Origin of the sequence: Mesorhizobium sp. LSJC280B00, assembly GCF_000502835.1 — a bacterium.
In the GTDB taxonomy this organism is placed as follows: Bacteria; Pseudomonadota; Alphaproteobacteria; order Rhizobiales; family Rhizobiaceae; genus Mesorhizobium.
Window position 1 is genome coordinate 30583 of record NZ_AYVL01000005.1, and the last position, 17703, is coordinate 48285.

Below are 17703 nucleotides of genomic sequence, written 5' to 3' on the forward strand. Positions count from 1 at the left end.
GCCCCCCCTCTGTCCTACCGGACATCTCCCCCACGAGGGGGGAGATTGGATGTCACCTCGGCTTTCGCCAATCTTCCTGCGTTGCAGAAAAGGCGCCATCGGCGAAGCTCCCGATCTTCCCCCAAGTGGGGGAGATGCCCGGCAGGGCAGAGGGGGGCGCGACAGAATGCTACTTTTGCCGCTGCGCGCCCTTTGTGCAACCTTACTTCGTCTCGCCCAGCCTCTCCGCCTTGTCGAGATTGTCCTTGCCGATGACGATCGGCGTCAAAAGCACCAGCTTTTCCTTCGGCTCGGTCTTGTCCCTGGCGTAGGCGACCGCGATCTGCACGGCGGTGCGCGATTGTTCGCCGGGGAATTGCTCGACCGTTCCGGCCAGCTTGCCGTCGCGCACGGCGACCAGCGCTTCGGGAAGCGCGTCGAAGCCGTAGATCTTGACGTCGGTGAAGTTGCGCGCCGCGCAGGCTTCGACCGCGCCAAGCGCCATGTCGTCATTGGCGCAGATGATCGCGTCGGGCTTGCCGTTGGCGGCAAGGCCGGCCTCGGTGACGGACAGCGCCTCGGCGCGGGCGAAGTTGGCGGTCTGCTCGAAGATGATCTGGTACTTGTCCTTCATCGGATCGAGGACGTTGTGCACACCCTTGTTGCGGTCGATCGCCGGGCCGGCACCGGGCTGGCCCTGCAGATGGAAGATCTTGGCGCCGTTCGGGAACGCCGCCACCATGGCCTGTGCTTCGGCCTCGCCGCCCTTGACATTGTCGGCGCCGACATGGGCGAGGATGCCTTCGACGCCTTCGACGCGGCGGTCGATGGTGACGACGGGAACGCCGGCCTTGACCGCTTCCTCGATGGCTGGGGCCAGCGCGTTGACGTCGAGCGGCGAGATGACGATGGCGTTGACCTTCTGCACCAGCGCCGCTTCGATATCGGCGGTCTGCTTGGGCGCCGAATTCTGGCCGTCGCTCTCGACCAGGTTGACGCCTTGCGCCTGGGCCTCAGCTTTGATCTGGTTCAGCATGTGCACGAAGAATGGAAAGCCGAGGCTCGGCACCGAACCAAGGATGGTCAGCTTGTCCTGCGCAAAAGCCAGTCGCGGAGCGGCCAGCGCCAAGGCGCCCATCGCCGCCGACGACAGCAGGAATTCACGTCTGTTGATCAATTTAGTCTCCTCCCAGATGAGCGCATGACCCCGAAACCGGAATGGGTTTTCCGGAAGGTTCCTTGCGTCGATTCAAACATGGAGTGTCCTTTGAGCGCCCAACTCGCTTTGAAGGGACGCACGGCGCTCCAGCCGGTCCACCGCGACGTTCTCCTCCGCTCGGTGCCTGCCGGCGGATGCTAGCCAAGGCCGGAGCTTTGCGCAAGAACGGGAGCAGGCAAGACCTACCGATCGATCATCACCATGGTGCGCTCGCCGTAGCGCGGCCCGGCGACCTTTCCCGGCGCCAGCGCGTCGTCGAGCACTTGCATCTCGGCTGGGTCCAGCCTGATCGAAGCCGCGGCGACGTTCTCCTCGAGGTATTTTCTGCGCTTGGTGCCGGGGATCGGCACGATGTCGATGCCGAAGTCGCTCCCCTTGTGGAGCAGCCAGGCCAGCGCGATCTGACCTGGCTTGACGCGCTTGGCGGCGGCGATGTCGAGTACCATGGCCGCCGCCCGCATGTTGGCATCATAGTTGGCGCCCTGGTAGCGCGGGTCGCCGCGGCGGTAATCGCCCTCCGGATAATCTTCGGCGCGCCTGACATCGCCGGTGAGAAAGCCGCGGCCGAGCGGCGAGAACGGCACCAGGCCGATGCCGAGCTCCTTCAGCAGCGTAATGATTTCCGGCTCCAGATTGCGCTCCCACAGCGAATATTCGCTCTGCACGGCCGACACCGGATGCACGGCATGCGCCCGGCGGATATTGGCGGCGCCGGCTTCAGAGAGGCCGAAGAAGCGGACCTTGCCCTGAGCGATCAGCTCGCCGACAGCGCCCGCCACATCCTCGATCGGCACCGCCGGATCGACGCGGTGCTGATAGAGGAGGTCGACGTGGTCGGTGGCGAGCCTCCTCAGCGAACCTTCCAAAGCCTCGCGGATATGTTCGGGCCGGCTGTCGCGCTCGGTGCCGACTTGCTTGCCGTTTTCAATGCGGAAGCCGAATTTCGTCGCGATCGTCACCTCATCGCGCCGGCCCTTCAGCGCGCGGCCGAGCAGTTCCTCGTTGGTGAACGGCCCGTACACTTCCGCGGTGTCGAGGAAGGTGCAGCCGAGTTCGATGGCGCGGTGCAGCGTGGCGGTCGATTCCGCCTCGTCGGCCGGGCCGTAGGACTGGCTCATGCCCATGCAGCCGAGACCGATTGCCGAGACTTGCAGCCCCTGGCTGCCGAGTTTGCGCATCGTCACTGTCATGTGAAGCTCTCCGGATCAGCATCGCGTTCCAAGCCGCCAGGGCAATATAGCGCACCGGCTCGATTTCCACAGAGCGGGAGGCGCCACCGCGCGAGGGCTCAGTGCGGCCGCCAAATTGACAGCCGAGCCGCTCTCGGCCATCCTTAAGGCACGCCGCCTTGCGGCTTGTGCGTGAGTAACCAGCATGGCCAGTTCCGTCGCCAGTCAGAAATCCAAGCGCGCCGCGGTGCGGAACGCGCTCGACCGCCACAAGGTGTACATCACTGCGCAGCGTTTTTCGGCCGGCAGCTACAGCGCGCGCGTGCTGGTGGACGGCGAGGCCTATTGGGTCGACGAATTCCGGCTCAGCCAGCTGCAGCAGGGCCTGTCGCCGGCCGAACTCGAATTGACGCCGGCCACCGACGATTGAGCGGCGTGACCTGCCATCCTTCGTCATCCCAGGGCGGAGCAGGAGCTAAGCGACGTCGCGGAGACCCTGGGATCCATGCCGTGACATTGGAGCGCCGCTGCGATGGGATTTTGATGCCGCGCTCGTTGCTTTTGCCCACCACCCGCGCCTAGTCCATGCCAGCTCCTTCGAAGCTCAAGGCTTATCGCGCCAAGCGCGAGTTCACGAGGACGCCGGAACCAGCCGGCGGTCTGGTTGCCGGTGAGGGCAATCGTTTCGTTGTCCACAAGCATCACGCCACCGCCGACCACTACGATCTGCGCCTGCAGGTCGGCGACGTGCTGAAGAGCTGGGCGGTGCCGCGCGGCCCGTCGCTCAACCCCGCCGACAAACGGCTGGCGGTCGAGACCGAGGACCATCCGCTCGAGTATATCGACTTCGAAGGTGTCATTCCCGAAGGCGAATATGGCGGCGGGCCGATGATCGTCTGGGACACCGGCGTCTGGGCGCCGATGGACGATGTCGAGAAGAGCCTGCGCACCGGTTCCTTCAAGTTCCGCCTCGCCGGCGAAAAGCTGAATGGCGGCTGGATGCTGACGCGGCTGAAACCGAAGCCCGGCGACGATGAGGGCAAGAAGAACTGGCTGCTGTTCAAGGAGCGCGATCTCGCCGCCGACGCCAAGCTCGACATACTGGAAGCCCGGCCGGAAAGCGTCAAATCCGGACGCCGCATCGAGGAGCTGGTGGCAACGCCGAAGCCTGCCGCCAAACCTGCCAGGCCGGTGGTGCTGAAACCCGGCGCTTTGCCGGGCGCCGTCAAGGCGCCGCCGCCTTCCCGGATCGAGCCGCAGCTGACCACGCAGGTTCCGAAGCCGCCGGGCGGCGATGACCCAGCGGCCCGAACGCGCGAAGCCTGGCTGCACGAGATCAAGTTCGACGGCTACCGCACCATGGCGCATGTTTCCGATGGGAAGGTCAGGCTGATCACCCGCGCCGGCCTCGACTGGACGAAGCGCTATGGCGACCTTCCGCTTGCCTTCGCCAGGCTGCCGTGCCGCGAGGCGATCATCGACGGCGAGGTCGTCGCGCTCGACGCCAAGGGCATCAGCCGCTTTGCCCTTTTGCAGGATGCGCTGGCCGAAGGCGCCGGCAACAAGCTCCACTTCTATGCCTTCGACCTTCTCTATCTCGACGGCTGGGACCTGAGGCAAGTGCCGCTCCGCCGGCGCAAGACGCTGCTTTCGCAGCTGCTGTCCGGTCTCGGCGCCAACTCCGCCATCCAGTACAGCGATCACGCCGAGGGCGACGGCCAGGCGCTTTATGACCAGGCATCGGAAATGGGGCTGGAGGGCGTCGTCTCGAAACGTGCTACGGCGGTCTACCAGAGCGGCCGCACCAAGACCTGGACCAAGACCAAGGCGCTTCAGACCGGCGATTTCGTTATCGCCGGCTACACTGTCTCCGACGCGGCCGAGGGGCTGGCCGCACTCGGCCTCGGCGAATTCGAGGATGGCGAATTGCACTATCGCGGCAAGGTCGGCACCGGCTTCGATGCGAGGACCGCCGGCGAATTGCTGGCCAGGCTGGAGCCGCTAAGGGCGGGTGCATCCGCGCCCGAAGGGGTTCCCCGCGAAATCATGCGCGAGATGAACTGGGTGCGGCCGCTGCTTTCGGCGCATATCCACTACGCCAACCGGACCACCGACAATGCGCTGCGCCATGCCGTGTTCCGCGGCCTGCGCGACGTCGGCCTGTCGACGCCGGTTTCGGCCAAGCGCAAGCGGCTGATCGCCGAGGCCGACCTCGCCACCATCTGGGTGACCAACCCGACGCGACGGCTGTTCGGCAAGACCGGCCCGACCAAGCTCGACATTGCCGTCTATTACGCGCTGGTCGGCGATTTCATGCTGCCGCACATTCTCGGCCGGCCGGTGTCGCTGGTGCGCTGCCCGACCGGCAGGCCGCAGGACTGTTTCTTCCAGCGCCACGCCTTCACCGGCATGCCGTCCTCTGTGGCGACTTTCGAAGCGACCAATTCGGAGGGCGAGACCAAATCCTATCTCTCGGTGGAAGACGCCAAGGGCTATCTGGCGCTGGCGCAGTTCGGTGTCGTCGAGTTCCACACCTGGGGCACCCATCGCACGCGGCTCGACAAGCCGGACCTGATCGTTTTCGACCTCGACCCGGGCGAGGGGATCGCCTGGCGCGAGGTGGTTGAGGCGGCGGTGCACATTAAGGGCGAGCTGGAAGCGCTAGGGCTGGTGCCGTTCGCCAAGACGTCCGGCGGCCACGGCATCCACATATCAGTGCCGGTGACGCAAAAGCAGAACTGGAAGAAACTCCACCAGGCAACCAGCGTCATCTCGACCCATCTCGCCGCCACCGCGCCCGACACCTTCACCACCACCATGGGCAAGGAAAACCGCAAGCGGCGCATCTTCATCGATTATCACCGCAATGCGCGCGGCCACACTTCTGCGGCTCCCTATTCGCTGCGCGCCCGCACCAATTTGCCGGCCTCGACGCCGGTGAGCTGGAGCGATCTGGAATCCATCGACGCTCCGCAGGATCTGAATTATTCGTCGCTGCCGGGCCTGCTGGCGACGTCAGGCGATCCCTGGGCCGACATGGAAGATTTCGCCCGGGATTTGCCGGTGATAGGCACCGGGAGATAGTCCCGCGGGCGCGGCCCCAGACTCCATCGACGCTCCGGAAAATTTGAATTATTCTTCGCCACGGATCCCTTGCCTGCAGGCGGCTCTCAGCGGAGGAAGATTTCGCTAGGGATTTGCCGGTATTGTAAGGGGCAATGTAGGATTTCGGCAGCCCCGTTCGTCCTCCGGACGAATGAACGCTGCGAACAGTTCGACAGCACAAGGCCGCGTAGGAGTATTTCATGGCGCCCAGGGCAAGTTGGAAAGGTTACCTCAAGCTCAGTCTGGTCAGCTGTCCGGTCCGGCTCTATCCGGCGACCAGCGCCAGCGAGCGCATCAGCTTCAACCAGCTGCACAACAAGACGCACAACCGCATCAACATGAAGCCGGTCGACCCCGAACTCGGGCTGGTCGAGCGTTCGGACCTGGTCAAGGGCTACGAATACGAGGACAAGCAGTACATCATCATCGAGGACTCCGATCTCGATGCGGTACGCATCGAATCCAATCATACGATGAACATAGAGGCCTTTGTCGACGAGCATTCGGTCGACGTCATCTATCAGGACGCGCCCTATTACCTGGCGCCGGACGGCGCAATGGCCGAGGAGACCTTCGCCGTGCTGCGCGAAGCGATGCGCAAATCCGGCAAGCTGGCGATCGCCCGCCTGGTGCTGTCCAGCCGCGAGCGCGTGGTGACGATCGGCGCGCGCGAGAACGGCATGTTCGTCTGCACCTTGAGGAATCCGAACGAAGTGCGTGGCACGGCTGAGTATTTCGGCAATATCCCGGCCGGAACCCCCGATCCCGAAATGCTGCAATTGGCCGAGGCGCTGATCAAGCAGAAGGAAACCACCTTCGATCCGAAGAATTACGAGGACCGCTACGAGATCGCGCTGATGGCGATGATCCGCGAGAAGCTGAAGGGCCATAAGCCGATCATCGCGGCGGCGCCTGAGCGCGGCAATGTCATCAATCTCATGGATGCGCTGAAGGCGAGCCTGTCGCAATCGGCCAAGCCGCCGGCCAAGTCCAAGAGCAAGGCCGATGAAACGGCCAAGCCCGCGGCGAAATCCGCCAAGGCCGGCGCCGCCGCGGCCAAGGAAAACCCGCTCAAGGCGAACCTTCTCAAAGCCGTCGGCAAGAGCAAGGCGTGACGGCTCTCGCCGGCACGGTCTTCGGCATCGTCGGCGCGCTGGCCGCCTTTCCGCTCAGGTTGGCGGCGCGCGAGGTCGAGCGCCAGCACGGCGAGTTGCGGCGCGGCGTCACTCGGCGCACCACACATGTCGTGTTGGGCCGCATGTTGCTCGCCAGGGCCGATGATGCCGAGATTGAGCGCCGCGTCGTCACCGAGCGCGCGGCCGGGCGCAAGCTGGTCAGCGAGAACGGCTTCCTGCGCCTGCTCGGCCTGATGAAAGCGCCGGAGGCTTCGGCGCTGTCGCGGCAGTCGCTGATCGACCAGTCGCGGCTGACCGGCGAGGATCTCGACCTTTTGTCGCTGTTCGATGCCTTCGAGCATGATTGCGAACCGTATTCCTTTCGCGACCTGATCCTCGCCCGCAAATATGCCGGGCTGGTTGCCGGCGGCGCCTCATGGGGGGCGATTGCGCGCTCGGTGCACCGCTCGGGCCCGGTCGCCTCGCTCACCGCCAAGTCGCTCGCCGTCGGCTCGCAGCATGGGCGGGCCGATGCGATCTATCTCGAGGGCGGCCAGAGCGAACTCGACGGCCAGCTGCTGTTCGATCTGGGAACGCAGGATGACGACACGCTGGAAGAGCTGTTCGCCGATGCCGAGGCGGCGGAAGGGGCTGAAGACCACGAGCAGGCGGCGGCGCTCTACCGGCGCTGCCTGGCCATCGACCCAAGCGATGCCATCGCCGCTTTCAACCGCGCCAACTGCCTGCGCGCCGCCGGCCACGCGGCCGAGGCGGCGCACGACTATGCCCGCGCGATAAAGCTCGATCCCGGCTTCGTCGAGGCCTGGTTCAATCTCGCCGGGCTGATGAGCGAAGAGGGGCGGGTGGCGTCGGGGCGACGGCATTTGCTCAAGGCGATCGCACTCGATCCCAATTATGCCGACGCGGTATTCAACCTTGCGAGGCTGGAGTTCGACGCCGGCAATCTCGCCGAGGCGCGGCGTCGCTGGGTGCGCTACCTCGAACTCGATCCCAACTCCGAATGGGCGCGCACGGCCGCCAAGGGGATACAGTTCGTGGATTTGCAGCTGGCGCGGATGTCGGCGGGGTGAGGTAGTAGCGCCTCCTTCTCCCCTTGTTGTGGGAGAAGGTGGATCGGCGCGCAGCGCCGAGACGGTTGAGGGGTGTTGGAAGAAATGAGGCGTCGGCGTTCCCTGGAACACCCCTCATCCGACCGAGCTTCGCTCGGCCACCTTCTCCCACAAGGGGAGAAGGGGTCACCAGCGTTGGAGTCCCCATGACAACCTTCCTCTTCGACGGCCCCGACACCGCCGCCATCACCATCCTGCTCGCCCATGGCGCAGGCGCTCCTATGGACTCGCCCTCGATGACCGCCACCGCCAAGGCGCTGGCCGCAGCCGGCTTCCGCGTCGCGCGCTTTGAATTCCACTACATGGCGGCTCGCCGCTACGGCCACCGCAAGCCGCCGCCGCGCGCCGAGACGGTGAACCCGGAATACGTCAAGGCGATCGCCGACCTCCGGGCGAAGGGCGTGGAGGGTCCGCTGATCATCGGCGGCAAGTCGATGGGCGGACGCGTCGCTTCGATGATCGCCGACGAGATGTTTTCGAAGGGCGAGATCTCGGGCCTGCTTTGCCTTGGCTATCCCTTCCATCCGCCGGGCAAACCGACGCAGCTTCGGACAAAACACCTCGCCGGCCTCAAGACGCCGACTTTGATCGTCCAGGGCACGCGCGACGAGTTCGGCACGAGGGACGAGGTCGCGACCTACGATCTTTCCGACGCAATCGAAATCCTCTGGCTGGAGGACGGCGACCACGATCTGAAGCCGCGCAAGAGCATTTCCGGTTTCTCCGCCGCCGACCATTTGAAGACACTCGCCGATGCGGTGAAGGCGTGGACCGAACGCATCGTGCGCTGAAGCAGGCCGATGAAGATCGCCACCTTCAACGTCAACAACATCAACAGCCGGCTGCCGAACCTGCTCGCATGGCTGGCCACCGCCAAACCCGACATCGCCTGCCTGCAGGAGCTCAAGGCCAGACAGACGCAGTTTCCGCGCACTGCGCTGGCGGCCGCCGGCTACGGCGCAGTTTGGGTCGGGCAGCCGACCTGGAACGGCGTCGCCATCCTTTCGCGTGGCGCAGAACCCGTTCTGACCCGCGAGGCGCTGCCCGGCGACGACAGTGACCAGCAGGCGCGCTACATCGAGGCAGCGGTCACCGGCATCGTCGTCGCCTGCCTCTACGCGCCGAACGGCAATCCGCAGCCCGGCCCGAAATTCCAGTACAAGCTGGCCTGGCACGAAAGGCTGGAGGCGCATGCGGCACAGTTGCTCGACACCGGCCTGCCGGTGGTGCTGGCCGGCGACTACAACATCGTGCCCGAGCCGCGCGACATCTACCCGACCCGCTCCTATGACGACAACGCGCTGGTCCAGCCGGAAAGCCGCGCATCGTTCCAGCGGCTGCTCGACCAGGGCTGGCTTGACGCGCTGCGCAAGAAGCACCCGACGGAGACGCTCTACACATTCTGGGATTACCGCCGCAATCGCTGGCCGCGCGATGCCGGCCTGCGCCTCGATCATATCTTGCTCAGCAAGAAGCTGTCGCGCCGGCTGGTAGCGGCGGGCATCGACCGCGACGTGCGCGGCGAGACCGGCGCCAGCGATCACGCGCCGGTCTGGGTGGAGTTGAAGTGAGGCACGGAGGCTGGCGCCGCCTTTCCGGGCGGCAACGAGTCAGGTTGGCCGCGCCGCTTCGCGGGCGAACGCCTCGGCATGCCGGCAACCCTCGACGATCTCGAAGGCCATCTGATGGTCGGCTTCCGCTCGTCGCGGACCGGCGAGGTCATGCCGCTCGAATTCACCGTCGGCGGCGGGTTGCGCTATGTCAGCCTGCCCAACCGGGTGACGGTCAACGGCTCCGACACGATGGCGGAGCTGGCGCGTCTCGGCTTCGGCTTGGTGCAGGCGCCGCATTACCGCTCCGCCGGGGATTTCGCACGCGGCACGCTTGTCGAAGTGCTGCCGGGTTACCCGCCGTCGCCGACACCGCTGTCGGCGCTCTACCCACAGAACCGCCAGCTCGCGCCACGGGTACGCGTGTTCATCGACTGGGTGACCGGGATTTTTGGCGAGGATGGGACATCGGGCCGGGTGTGATCGTCCGGGCCGCCGGCTACTTTGCGAAGGGCGATCGGACGAGATAAACATCGCGCTTGGGTTTTAGTGACAAGCGCACCGCCGGCGCCTATGCCGTGACGGGCGGATTGGGTGAGGACAAAAGCTGCGCTCTCGCTGCGTTCGCGTCGTAGGGCCGGCAAACTGTAAGAGATCTCCGACATCGTTGCGCTGATCGAAGCGAGGGAAGCCGAAAAGCGATGGTCGCGGAACGTACAAAAACGGACCGCCTCACCTTCACGATGGAAAATTCGGACAGTTAGCCGACAACTCGGCCCATGCTCGATCCAATTCGAGTTTCGATTGGGTCTTTTCAATGCTTTTCGCGGTAGAGTTGTCGATGAAGTTGCTTTCGACCCGCATGACTCGAAAATTTCCACCTGATGGCCGCTGATAGAGGACAATATAGCCGCAGTAACGATCGATGTTTTCAAACTTCGCCGCTATGTCGACTGCGGCATAGACGCCAGGAAAGGCAGCGTTCTCTGGGTCCTTCAACCACGTGAATTTGAGTAGCCGGCGCTCGCGCACAGCGCCGGCCTGAGAATGAAAATGTTTACTTTGCTCCACGAAGGCATTCGATGGGATCGAAGCTTTGGCGGTATCAGTTTTCATTTCGTATGCCCGCCCATACTCTTGATTATCGAGCGAAAGGAAATAGTGACCAACCGTTTCCGTTGCATCTCGAACCGCGTCCTCCGAGGGCGTCCACTCTTGCGATTGTGCGGGTAGGATCGCGACCAACACCGAAGTCACGATCGCAAGGAAAGCTACGGCTGCATGTGTCATGGTAATTTCTTCGCAGGAGCTTGCCACGAATGCAATCCGGTCACGGCCGATAGCCAGAATTTCGAACTGACCCACATCCCAATGGCGCGCTATGTTAGCGCTGCCGCAAGCGGATTGTCACATATCTCGAACTCCAGCCACTTGCGGTTGCCCGTGCGCGCCATCGCGGCCCTGATCCTTGATCAGCTCCGCCCTCGTGCTATAAAAAACCATGTCAGGGACCAGCCCCGCGGCCGCTGCGCCGCTCATCGTGATCGACCTTCAGACCGGCATGTTCGACGGTGTCGCCGAGCCGCCGATCCATGATGCCGACGGCATGGTTGCCCGCACCCGCGCGCTGATCGAGTGGGCACGGCGCAGCGGGCGCAAGGTCGCCTTCATCAGGCATGACGGGCTGCAGGGCGATCCACTGGCGCCGGGTGAGCCGGGCTGGCCGGTGTGGCCGGCGCTCGGCCAGGCCGGGGACGAGCCGACGTTCGCCAAGCGTGTCGGCGACGCGTTCAGCAATGCCGCGCTTGCAGAATGGGTAGTCGGGCAGGGCGCCGGCGAGGTCGTTCTGATCGGCGCGCAGACCGATTTCTGCGTGGCGGCCACGGTGAAGGGCGCCTTTGCAGCGGGCCTGGGCGTCACCGTGGTTTCCGACGCCCACAGCACGCTCGACGCCGCCAGCGAGACCGCCGCGGAGATCATCGCCCGGCACAATGCGGCATTTGCCGCCGCCGGGGTCAAACTTGCGACGACAAAAGCCCTGACCGATAGCTGATCCGCCGGCTCATCCCTACGCCGTCAAAGCCTGATCCAGCCGGGAAGCAACTGGCGGGTTCAGACAATTTGGCGCGGGGCGCCTCACCACTGCGGGCTTCCGCCGGCGCGGCCTATCGCGTATTGGCGCGGGAACGCTCCTTTGGCCTTTCCGGAAAACCATGATTCGTCTCGAAAGCATCAGCAAGCAGAACGGCCGTCAGATCGTCTTCATCGAAGCCTCCGCCGCCTTGCAGAAGGGCGAGAAGGTCGGGCTGGTCGGGCCCAACGGCGCCGGCAAGACGACGCTGTTTCGCATGATCAACGGCGAGGAGCAGCCCGACGAAGGCCAGGTCTCGGTCGATCGCGGCGTCACCATCGGCTATTTCAGCCAGGATGTCGGCGACATGTCCGGCCGCAGCGCCGTTGCCGAAGTGATGGACGGCGCCGGCCCGGTGAGCGAGGTGGCGGCCGAGATGCGCGAGCTCGAGCACGCCATGGGCGACCCCGATCGCGCCGGTGAAATGGACGAGATCATCGCCCGTTACGGCGAGGCGCAGCACCGTTTCGAGGAGCTCGACGGTTACGCGCTGGATGGGCGTGCTCGCGAGGTGCTGGACGGCCTTGGCTTCAGCCAGGAGATGATGGACGGCGACGTCGGCAAACTGTCCGGCGGCTGGAAAATGCGCGTAGCACTTGCCAGGATCCTTTTGATGCGGCCCGACGCCATGCTGCTCGACGAGCCGAGCAACCATCTCGACCTCGAAAGCCTGATCTGGCTGGAGCAGTTCCTGAAGAACTATGACGGCGCGCTGCTGATGACCTCGCACGACCGCGAGTTCATGAACCGCATCGTCAACAAGGTGGTCGAGATCGACGGCGGTTCGCTGACCGCCTACTCCGGCAACTACGAATTCTACCAGCAGCAGCGGGCGATTGCCGACCGGCAGCAGCAGGCGCAGTTCGAGCGCCAGCAGGCGATGCTGGCCAAGGAGATCGCCTTCATCGAGCGCTTCAAGGCGCGGGCTTCACATGCCGCCCAGGTACAGAGCCGGGTGAAGAAGCTGGACAAGATCGACCGGGTCGAGCCGCCCAAGCGCCGCCAGAAGGTATCGTTCGACTTCCAGCCGGCGCCGCGCTGCGGCGAGGACGTGGTGACGCTGAAGAACGTGCACAAGGGCTATGGCAGCCGCTCGATCTACGAGGGATTGGATTTTCAGGTGCGCCGCCGCGAGCGCTGGTGCATCATGGGCGTCAACGGCGCCGGCAAGTCGACGCTGCTGAAGCTGGTCGCTGGCGCTTCCGAGCCGGACAATGGCACGGTGGCGCGCGGGCCCAGCGTCAAGATGGGCTATTTCGCCCAGCACGCCATGGAAGTGCTGGAGGGCGAGCGCACCGTGTTCCAGACGCTGGAAGATGCATTTCCGCAGGCCGGCCAGGCGCCGCTCAGGGCGCTGGCCGGCTGCTTCGGCTTTTCCGGCGACGAGATCGAGAAGAAATGCCGCGTGCTGTCGGGCGGCGAGAAGGCGCGGCTGGTGATGGCGCTGATGCTGTTCGATCCGCCCAATTTGCTGGTGCTGGACGAGCCGACCAACCACCTCGACATCGCCACCAAGGAGATGCTGATCACGGCACTGTCGCAGTACGAGGGAACCATGCTGTTCGTCTCGCACGACCGCCATTTCCTGGCGGCGCTGTCGAACCGGGTGCTGGAACTGACGCCCGAGGGCATCCACACCTATGGCGGCGGCTATACCGAATATGTCGAGCGCACCGGGCAGGAGGCGCCGGGGTTGCGGAGCTGAGGCCGGCTCTGCCGCTCACGGTCACGTAGACGCTCGGTTCCGGAGGCCAAGCACGAGGTGCTCAGCCATGTATCGCAATTTCGCGCAGCGGATCGCCGCCGTCGATGAACAGCCGGCCTTGCGCGGTCAACGCCGCCTTGAGCCGTCGCAGGGCAATTTTTCCTGCTTCGGGATGACGCCCGTCCAGCGCGCCGACGCGCACCGCAACGGCAATGTCGAAGTGCTTCTCATCGGCCTCCAACTCGAAATCCTCGATGGCGATCTGGCGAAGGCTCAGCCGGCCTGCCGCAATCTCGGCGCGCGAGGCGGCCCCGGCCTGCGCGATGGCCTTGGCCGAGCGGTCGATCGCCAGCACGTGCCCACCGCCGATCCGGCGCGCGATCTCGCGCGCTGCAGCACCCGGTCCGCAGCCGATCTCCAGCACTCGCATGCCCTGCCGCAAGGGCAGCGCATTGACGATCTCCAAAAGCCTTGGCGACAAGTCGTTCGCCATACGCTCTTCTCCAGCTTTTTCGCAATCCGAGATTAGCGACCGCGGCCGGCGACGGGAAGGCCGAGAGACGCGGGCATCGCCGATGTGTTCAGCTGGTATGTTCAGTTGGGTGCTGCTTGAGGGGGATGATCGACATCGAAGAGGTCGACGATCCGGTCTCGACCGCGGGCGACCGGGCGGACCCCGAGCGGCCCGGCGTCGTTGACCTGAGGGGTAGGGAGGGAACTGGCGCCGAGCCTAACCGGTTGGGGGGTAGATCACCGGCCGTTTATGTGTATACGCTCAAGCTAATATAAGAGCAAGCTAATGTTTTGCGTCAGCTATGTTGGACGATTGTTCTGATCAGTGGCCGGTTGTGGCTTCCTGCCGCGCCCTCCAACCCGGCCAAACACCGCTTATTGCCTTCAAGTCCTGGCTCCAATGCTGTACCCCGGCCCGAAATTCAAGGAGCCTGCGATGACCTCACATCCCGACATCCCCGACGCCAGCATGGCGGTCGATGCGGCCGGCGTGGCAGCCGATGACCGGCGCGCTCGCGAGGCGGATGCCGCATGGCGGGACGATGTTCGCGAGGGCGTGCGGTATGTAGGCGATCTGGATTCGCTGCCGCTGTCGCCGGCCGAGCGGGCGGCGGCCGAAGCCGCGGCCACGCGCCACAAGGTTCGCATTCCCAAGGCCTATCTCGACCTGATCGACTGGAACGACCCCGCCGATCCGATACGGCTTCAGGTCATCCCGTCGCCCGACGAACTGGCAGAGCAGGAGGGCGAACTCGACGATCCGATCGCCGACCACGCCTTCAGTCCCGTGCCTAGATTGACGCATCGACATGCCGACCGGGTTCTGTTGTTCCCGACCTATCAATGCGCGGTCTATTGCCGGTTCTGCTTTCGCAAGGAGCAGCTGACGTCGATCGGCCGCGGCTATACGCGCGAAGCTCTCGACGAAGCCTTCGCCTATATCGCGGCCCATCCGGAAATCCGCGAGGTGATCCTGACCGGCGGCGACCCGCTATCGCTGCCGGACAGGGCGCTGACGGAAATCCGCGCCCGTGTCGAGGCGATCCAGCATGTGCGGCTGTTGCGCATCCACACTCGCGTACCCGTCGCGCTGCCGTCGCGCGTCACCGGCGGGTTGATTCAAGCCTTGCAGGGCCGGCTGATGGTCACTGTCGTCACCCATTTCAACCATCCACGCGAAATCACGGAGGCGACCGAGCGGGCCTGCCGCACGTTGCGGCAGGGCGGCTTCGTGCTGCTGAACCAGAGCGTTCTGCTGAAAGGCGTGAACGATACGGTCGAGGTGCTGGAAGAGCTGTGCCGCGAGCTGATGTATCGCCTTGGCGTCAAACCCTATTACCTGCACCACGGCGATCTCGTGCGCGGCATGGCGCACCGGCGCACCACGATCGCCGAGGGCCAGGCGCTGGTCAGCGCCTTGCGTGCGCGCCTGTCGGGCATCTGCAATCCCGTCTACGTGCTGGACCTGCCGGACGGCGGAGGGAAAGTGCCGCTCGGCCCGTCCCATCTTGAGGCACGGGAAGGGGAGACGTGGCGAATACGTGGGCTTGATGGGGCGGTGAGGGGGTATGGAGAGCTGGTTGGGGAGGAGGGGACGCGCAGCCGCCGTCCAAGCCAGCCCACCTTGGTGACCTGACATGCAGCCCTTGATCACGGAAGCATGCGTTAACTGCTGTTCTATTTGGTGCTTGCGCAATTGCTAAAATGGTGGAAATGTTGGTGCGGGGTAATGGGTTAGGGGAGTTCGTCCCGGCTGTAGCGAGTTCCGGGGCGGCGCAGAAAAATCATGAACTTTCCACAGTTCCTGGTGGGGCTGACCACCACATCGTCCATCGTGGCGATCTCGACTTACCTTGCGACGGGTTCAATCTGGAAGACGCTGGCCTGGACGATCTTGACCTTGATCGTCATGCAGGTTGGATATTTCCTGTTCGTCGTCCGGTTGATCTACGGATCCGGGGCGAAAAGCGCGGAGGCAAAGCCGCGGCGTCTGAGGGCTGTGCCGCCGAACCGTCGAGGTCGCGTTCAGCTTATGTAGTAATGTCCCATATAGATATCATGGTCTAGACAGGACATGTTCGGTTCTGGGAATGTGCATTGGACGTTCCGCTAGTTTAGTCAACTAATATATATCGCCCAACTCATATCGTCGTTTTTGGGCTAGCGGGAAAACCTGCCTGCTGCTTGTACGACGGTGCCTAAGGCCACATTTTACAACCGGCTGGCAAGCTGCCTTTTGTTGATGCCAGCTTAAATCCGGCTGGTGTTTTCGATGGGCCATTGAGGCTATAAAGCCGTTCAACCGGGCGGCATCGAGATGCATTTCGGCCGGTCGAGAGGGTTGTGGTGATCGACGGAACGCCAAACGTGATCTTGCTGATCGGTAGCGCCCCCGATGTGGTGCGCTCCGCCGCCTGGCCCAAGCAGGCCTTCGGCAAGATCGTCGCCATCAACAACGCCTGGCGCGTGCGCCCCGACTGGGATTTCCTCGTCCATGCCGGCGATTTCCCGGCGGAGCGGATGCCGCAAGGCGGTCCCCTGCAGCAGGCGCAGATCTTCAGCGCCTCGCATTACGTGCCGGCGCAAAACAGCTTTGGCGGCTTCGTCTATGCCGGCGGCACCATGTCGATGACGGCGGCCTACTGGACGATCCACAGTCAGAAGCCGGACGTGCTGGCATTCCTTGGCTGCGACATGATCTACGACCAGCCCGGCAACACGCATTTTTACGGCGTCGGCCGCGCCGATCCGCTGCGCAACGACGTCACCCTGCGCAACCTCGAGGCGAAGTCGGCCCGCCTGCTCATCCATGCGCTTCGGCGCGGCTGCCTGTGCGTCAACCTATCCGACCTGCCGCGCAGCCGACTGATCTTCCCGCGGCTGACGCTCGATGAACTCGGCGCGCTTTCTTCCTCGCAGCTTTCGGAAATGAAGGCGGAGATGCTTGCCGGCCTGCGGCTCGATCAGGCGGAGGAGGCCGACAGGATCGAGAAGGAACTCGGCTATCTCTTCGAGGACGGCATGTACTGGAAGCACCTTGACAAACTCGACGAGAAATTCCTGGCCAACATCGACCGGCTGTGGATGGCGGCGGTGGAGGCGAGCTTGAGCAGTCGGCCGAAGCTGCCGATCTCCCCTACAAGGCGGGAGATCGGCGCGTCGTCCGCTTAGCTTTTGGCCGCCTCGAGCTTGTCTTGCATCTTGGTCTCGAAGTCGCTGGCGTCATGGCGCTCGTGCAGCTGCATCGAAGGCTCGCCGAAGGTGCGGTTGACCATGCGGCCGCGCTTGACCGCCGGCCGCGCGTCGATGGCGTCGGCCCAGCGCTGCACGTTCTTGTACTGCTCCACCTGCAGGAACTCGCCGGAATCGTCATACATACGGCCCTTGGCCAGCCCGCCATACCAGGGCCACACCGCAATGTCGGCAATCGTATAGTCGCTGCCGCCTAAATACTCGCTTTCGGCGAGGCGTCGGTCGAGCACGTCCATCTGCCGCTTGGTTTCCATGGCGAAGCGGTCGATGGCATATTCGATCTTCGTCGGCGCATAGGTGTAGAAATGGCCGAAGCCGCCACCGAGATAGGGCGCCGAGCCCATCTGCCAGAACAGCCATGACAGGGTCTCGGCGCGAGCCGGCTGCTCCGTCGGCAGGAATTCGCCGAATTTTTCGGCGAGGTAGAGCAGGATCGAGCCGGATTCGAAGATGCGGACCGGCTTTTTCCCACTGCGATCCATCATGGCCGGGATCTTCGAGTTGGGGTTGACCTCGACGAAGCCGCTGCCGAACTGGTCGCCGTCGTTGATCCTAATAAGCCAGGCGTCGTATTCGGCGCCGCTGTGGCCGAGCGCCAGAAGTTCCTCCAGCATGATCGTCACCTTGACGCCGTTCGGTGTCGCCAACGAATAAAGCTGCAGCGGATGCTTGCCGACCGGCAGTTTCTTGTCATGCGTCGGGCCGGCGATCGGCCGGTTGATGCTGGCGAAAGCGCCGCCATTTGCCTTGTTCCAGGTCCAGACTTTTGGCGGCGTGTATTGGTCCGTTGCGTAGTCGTTCATTTGGGAGGCCTTTGGAAGGGTTGGTTGGGAGG

Annotated in this window: 16 protein-coding genes and 1 pseudogene; 12 read left to right on the plus strand and 5 right to left on the minus strand. The window is 64.2% G+C overall.

All coding sequences use genetic code 11. The features are described from left to right. Positions 1 to 202: 202 nt before the first annotated feature. Together X773_RS48955 and X773_RS48960 are read right to left on the minus strand one after the other, a co-directional pair. Positions 203 to 1153, minus strand: coding sequence for a substrate-binding domain-containing protein (locus X773_RS48955; RefSeq protein ID WP_023675680.1), 951 nt, complete (start codon positions 1151 to 1153; stop codon positions 203 to 205). A gap of 227 nt (positions 1154 to 1380) precedes the next feature. Next, on the minus strand, positions 1381 to 2388 hold the full coding sequence (locus X773_RS48960; protein WP_023675681.1) for an aldo/keto reductase: 1008 nt from the start codon (positions 2386 to 2388) through the stop codon (positions 1381 to 1383). 184 nt (positions 2389 to 2572) lie between these two features. Between X773_RS48960 and X773_RS48965 the strand changes: the two genes are divergently transcribed. The 7 genes and pseudogenes from X773_RS48965 to X773_RS48995 form a co-directional block, all read left to right on the plus strand. Beyond that, the gene (locus X773_RS48965) at positions 2573 to 2797 is read left to right on the plus strand and encodes a hypothetical protein (RefSeq protein ID WP_023675682.1); all 225 of its coding nucleotides are present in this window, start codon (positions 2573 to 2575) and stop codon (positions 2795 to 2797) included. Between the two features lie 155 nt (positions 2798 to 2952). Next, positions 2953 to 5451: a DNA ligase D gene (gene ligD / locus X773_RS48970; protein ID WP_023675683.1), complete on the plus strand. Its 2499-nt coding sequence runs from the start codon at positions 2953 to 2955 to the stop codon at positions 5449 to 5451. Positions 5452 to 5672: 221 nt separating this feature from the next. After that, positions 5673 to 6587: a Ku protein gene (locus tag X773_RS48975; RefSeq protein WP_023675684.1), complete on the plus strand. Its 915-nt coding sequence runs from the start codon at positions 5673 to 5675 to the stop codon at positions 6585 to 6587. Beyond that, a complete protein-coding gene (locus X773_RS48980) occupies positions 6584 to 7678 on the plus strand; it encodes a tetratricopeptide repeat protein (protein ID WP_023675685.1) in 1095 nt (364 codons plus the stop codon). The genes X773_RS48975 and X773_RS48980 overlap by 4 nt, the downstream gene beginning before the upstream one ends. A 185-nt stretch (positions 7679 to 7863) precedes the next feature. Next, positions 7864 to 8508, plus strand: a complete 645-nt coding sequence (locus X773_RS48985) for an alpha/beta fold hydrolase (protein ID WP_023675686.1) — start codon at positions 7864 to 7866, stop codon at positions 8506 to 8508. Positions 8509 to 8517: 9 nt separating this feature from the next. Further along, positions 8518 to 9288, plus strand: a complete 771-nt coding sequence (locus X773_RS48990) for an exodeoxyribonuclease III (protein WP_023675687.1) — start codon at positions 8518 to 8520, stop codon at positions 9286 to 9288. Positions 9289 to 9354: 66 nt separating this feature from the next. Further along, positions 9355 to 9750 (plus strand): annotated as a pseudogene (locus X773_RS48995) (LysR substrate-binding domain-containing protein); the annotation flags it as partial. Positions 9751 to 10005: 255 nt separating this feature from the next. Here the strand turns inward: X773_RS48995 and X773_RS49000 are convergent. Then, positions 10006 to 10557 (minus strand): DUF4019 domain-containing protein, encoded by a 552-nt coding sequence (locus X773_RS49000; protein ID WP_156937308.1) that lies wholly within the window; start codon positions 10555 to 10557, stop codon positions 10006 to 10008. 211 nt (positions 10558 to 10768) lie between these two features. Between X773_RS49000 and X773_RS49005 the strand changes: the two genes are divergently transcribed. Together X773_RS49005 and X773_RS49010 are read left to right on the plus strand one after the other, a co-directional pair. Then, the gene (locus X773_RS49005) at positions 10769 to 11320 is read left to right on the plus strand and encodes an isochorismatase family protein (RefSeq protein ID WP_023675690.1); all 552 of its coding nucleotides are present in this window, start codon (positions 10769 to 10771) and stop codon (positions 11318 to 11320) included. 160 nt (positions 11321 to 11480) lie between these two features. Continuing rightward, positions 11481 to 13103: an ABC-F family ATP-binding cassette domain-containing protein gene (locus tag X773_RS49010; protein WP_023675691.1), complete on the plus strand. Its 1623-nt coding sequence runs from the start codon at positions 11481 to 11483 to the stop codon at positions 13101 to 13103. 61 nt (positions 13104 to 13164) lie between these two features. Here X773_RS49010 and X773_RS49015 read toward each other — a convergent pair whose 3' ends face one another. After that, positions 13165 to 13596, minus strand: a complete 432-nt coding sequence (locus X773_RS49015) for a class I SAM-dependent methyltransferase (protein WP_023675692.1) — start codon at positions 13594 to 13596, stop codon at positions 13165 to 13167. Between the two features lie 489 nt (positions 13597 to 14085). On the opposite strand from X773_RS49015, the gene X773_RS49020 reads away from it, so the two are divergent. The 3 genes from X773_RS49020 to X773_RS49030 all read left to right on the plus strand — a co-directional run bounded on the left by X773_RS49020 (position 14086) and on the right by X773_RS49030 (position 16787). Beyond that, positions 14086 to 15252 (plus strand): KamA family radical SAM protein, encoded by a 1167-nt coding sequence (locus X773_RS49020; protein WP_084641033.1) that lies wholly within the window; start codon positions 14086 to 14088, stop codon positions 15250 to 15252. Between the two features lie 150 nt (positions 15253 to 15402). Further along, positions 15403 to 15654, plus strand: a complete 252-nt coding sequence (locus X773_RS49025; protein WP_023675695.1) for an exopolysaccharide production repressor protein — start codon at positions 15403 to 15405, stop codon at positions 15652 to 15654. Positions 15655 to 15983: 329 nt separating this feature from the next. Continuing rightward, complete coding sequence (locus X773_RS49030; RefSeq protein WP_245274653.1) at positions 15984 to 16787, plus strand: hypothetical protein; 804 nt, start codon at positions 15984 to 15986, stop codon at positions 16785 to 16787. On the opposite strand, the gene yghU is transcribed toward X773_RS49030, so the two are convergent. Then, entirely contained in the window at positions 16784 to 17671 is an 888-nt protein-coding gene (gene yghU / locus X773_RS49035) for a glutathione-dependent disulfide-bond oxidoreductase (RefSeq protein WP_023675697.1), read from the minus strand. The genes X773_RS49030 and yghU overlap by 4 nt on opposite strands. Between the last annotated feature and the right edge of the window lie 32 nt (positions 17672 to 17703).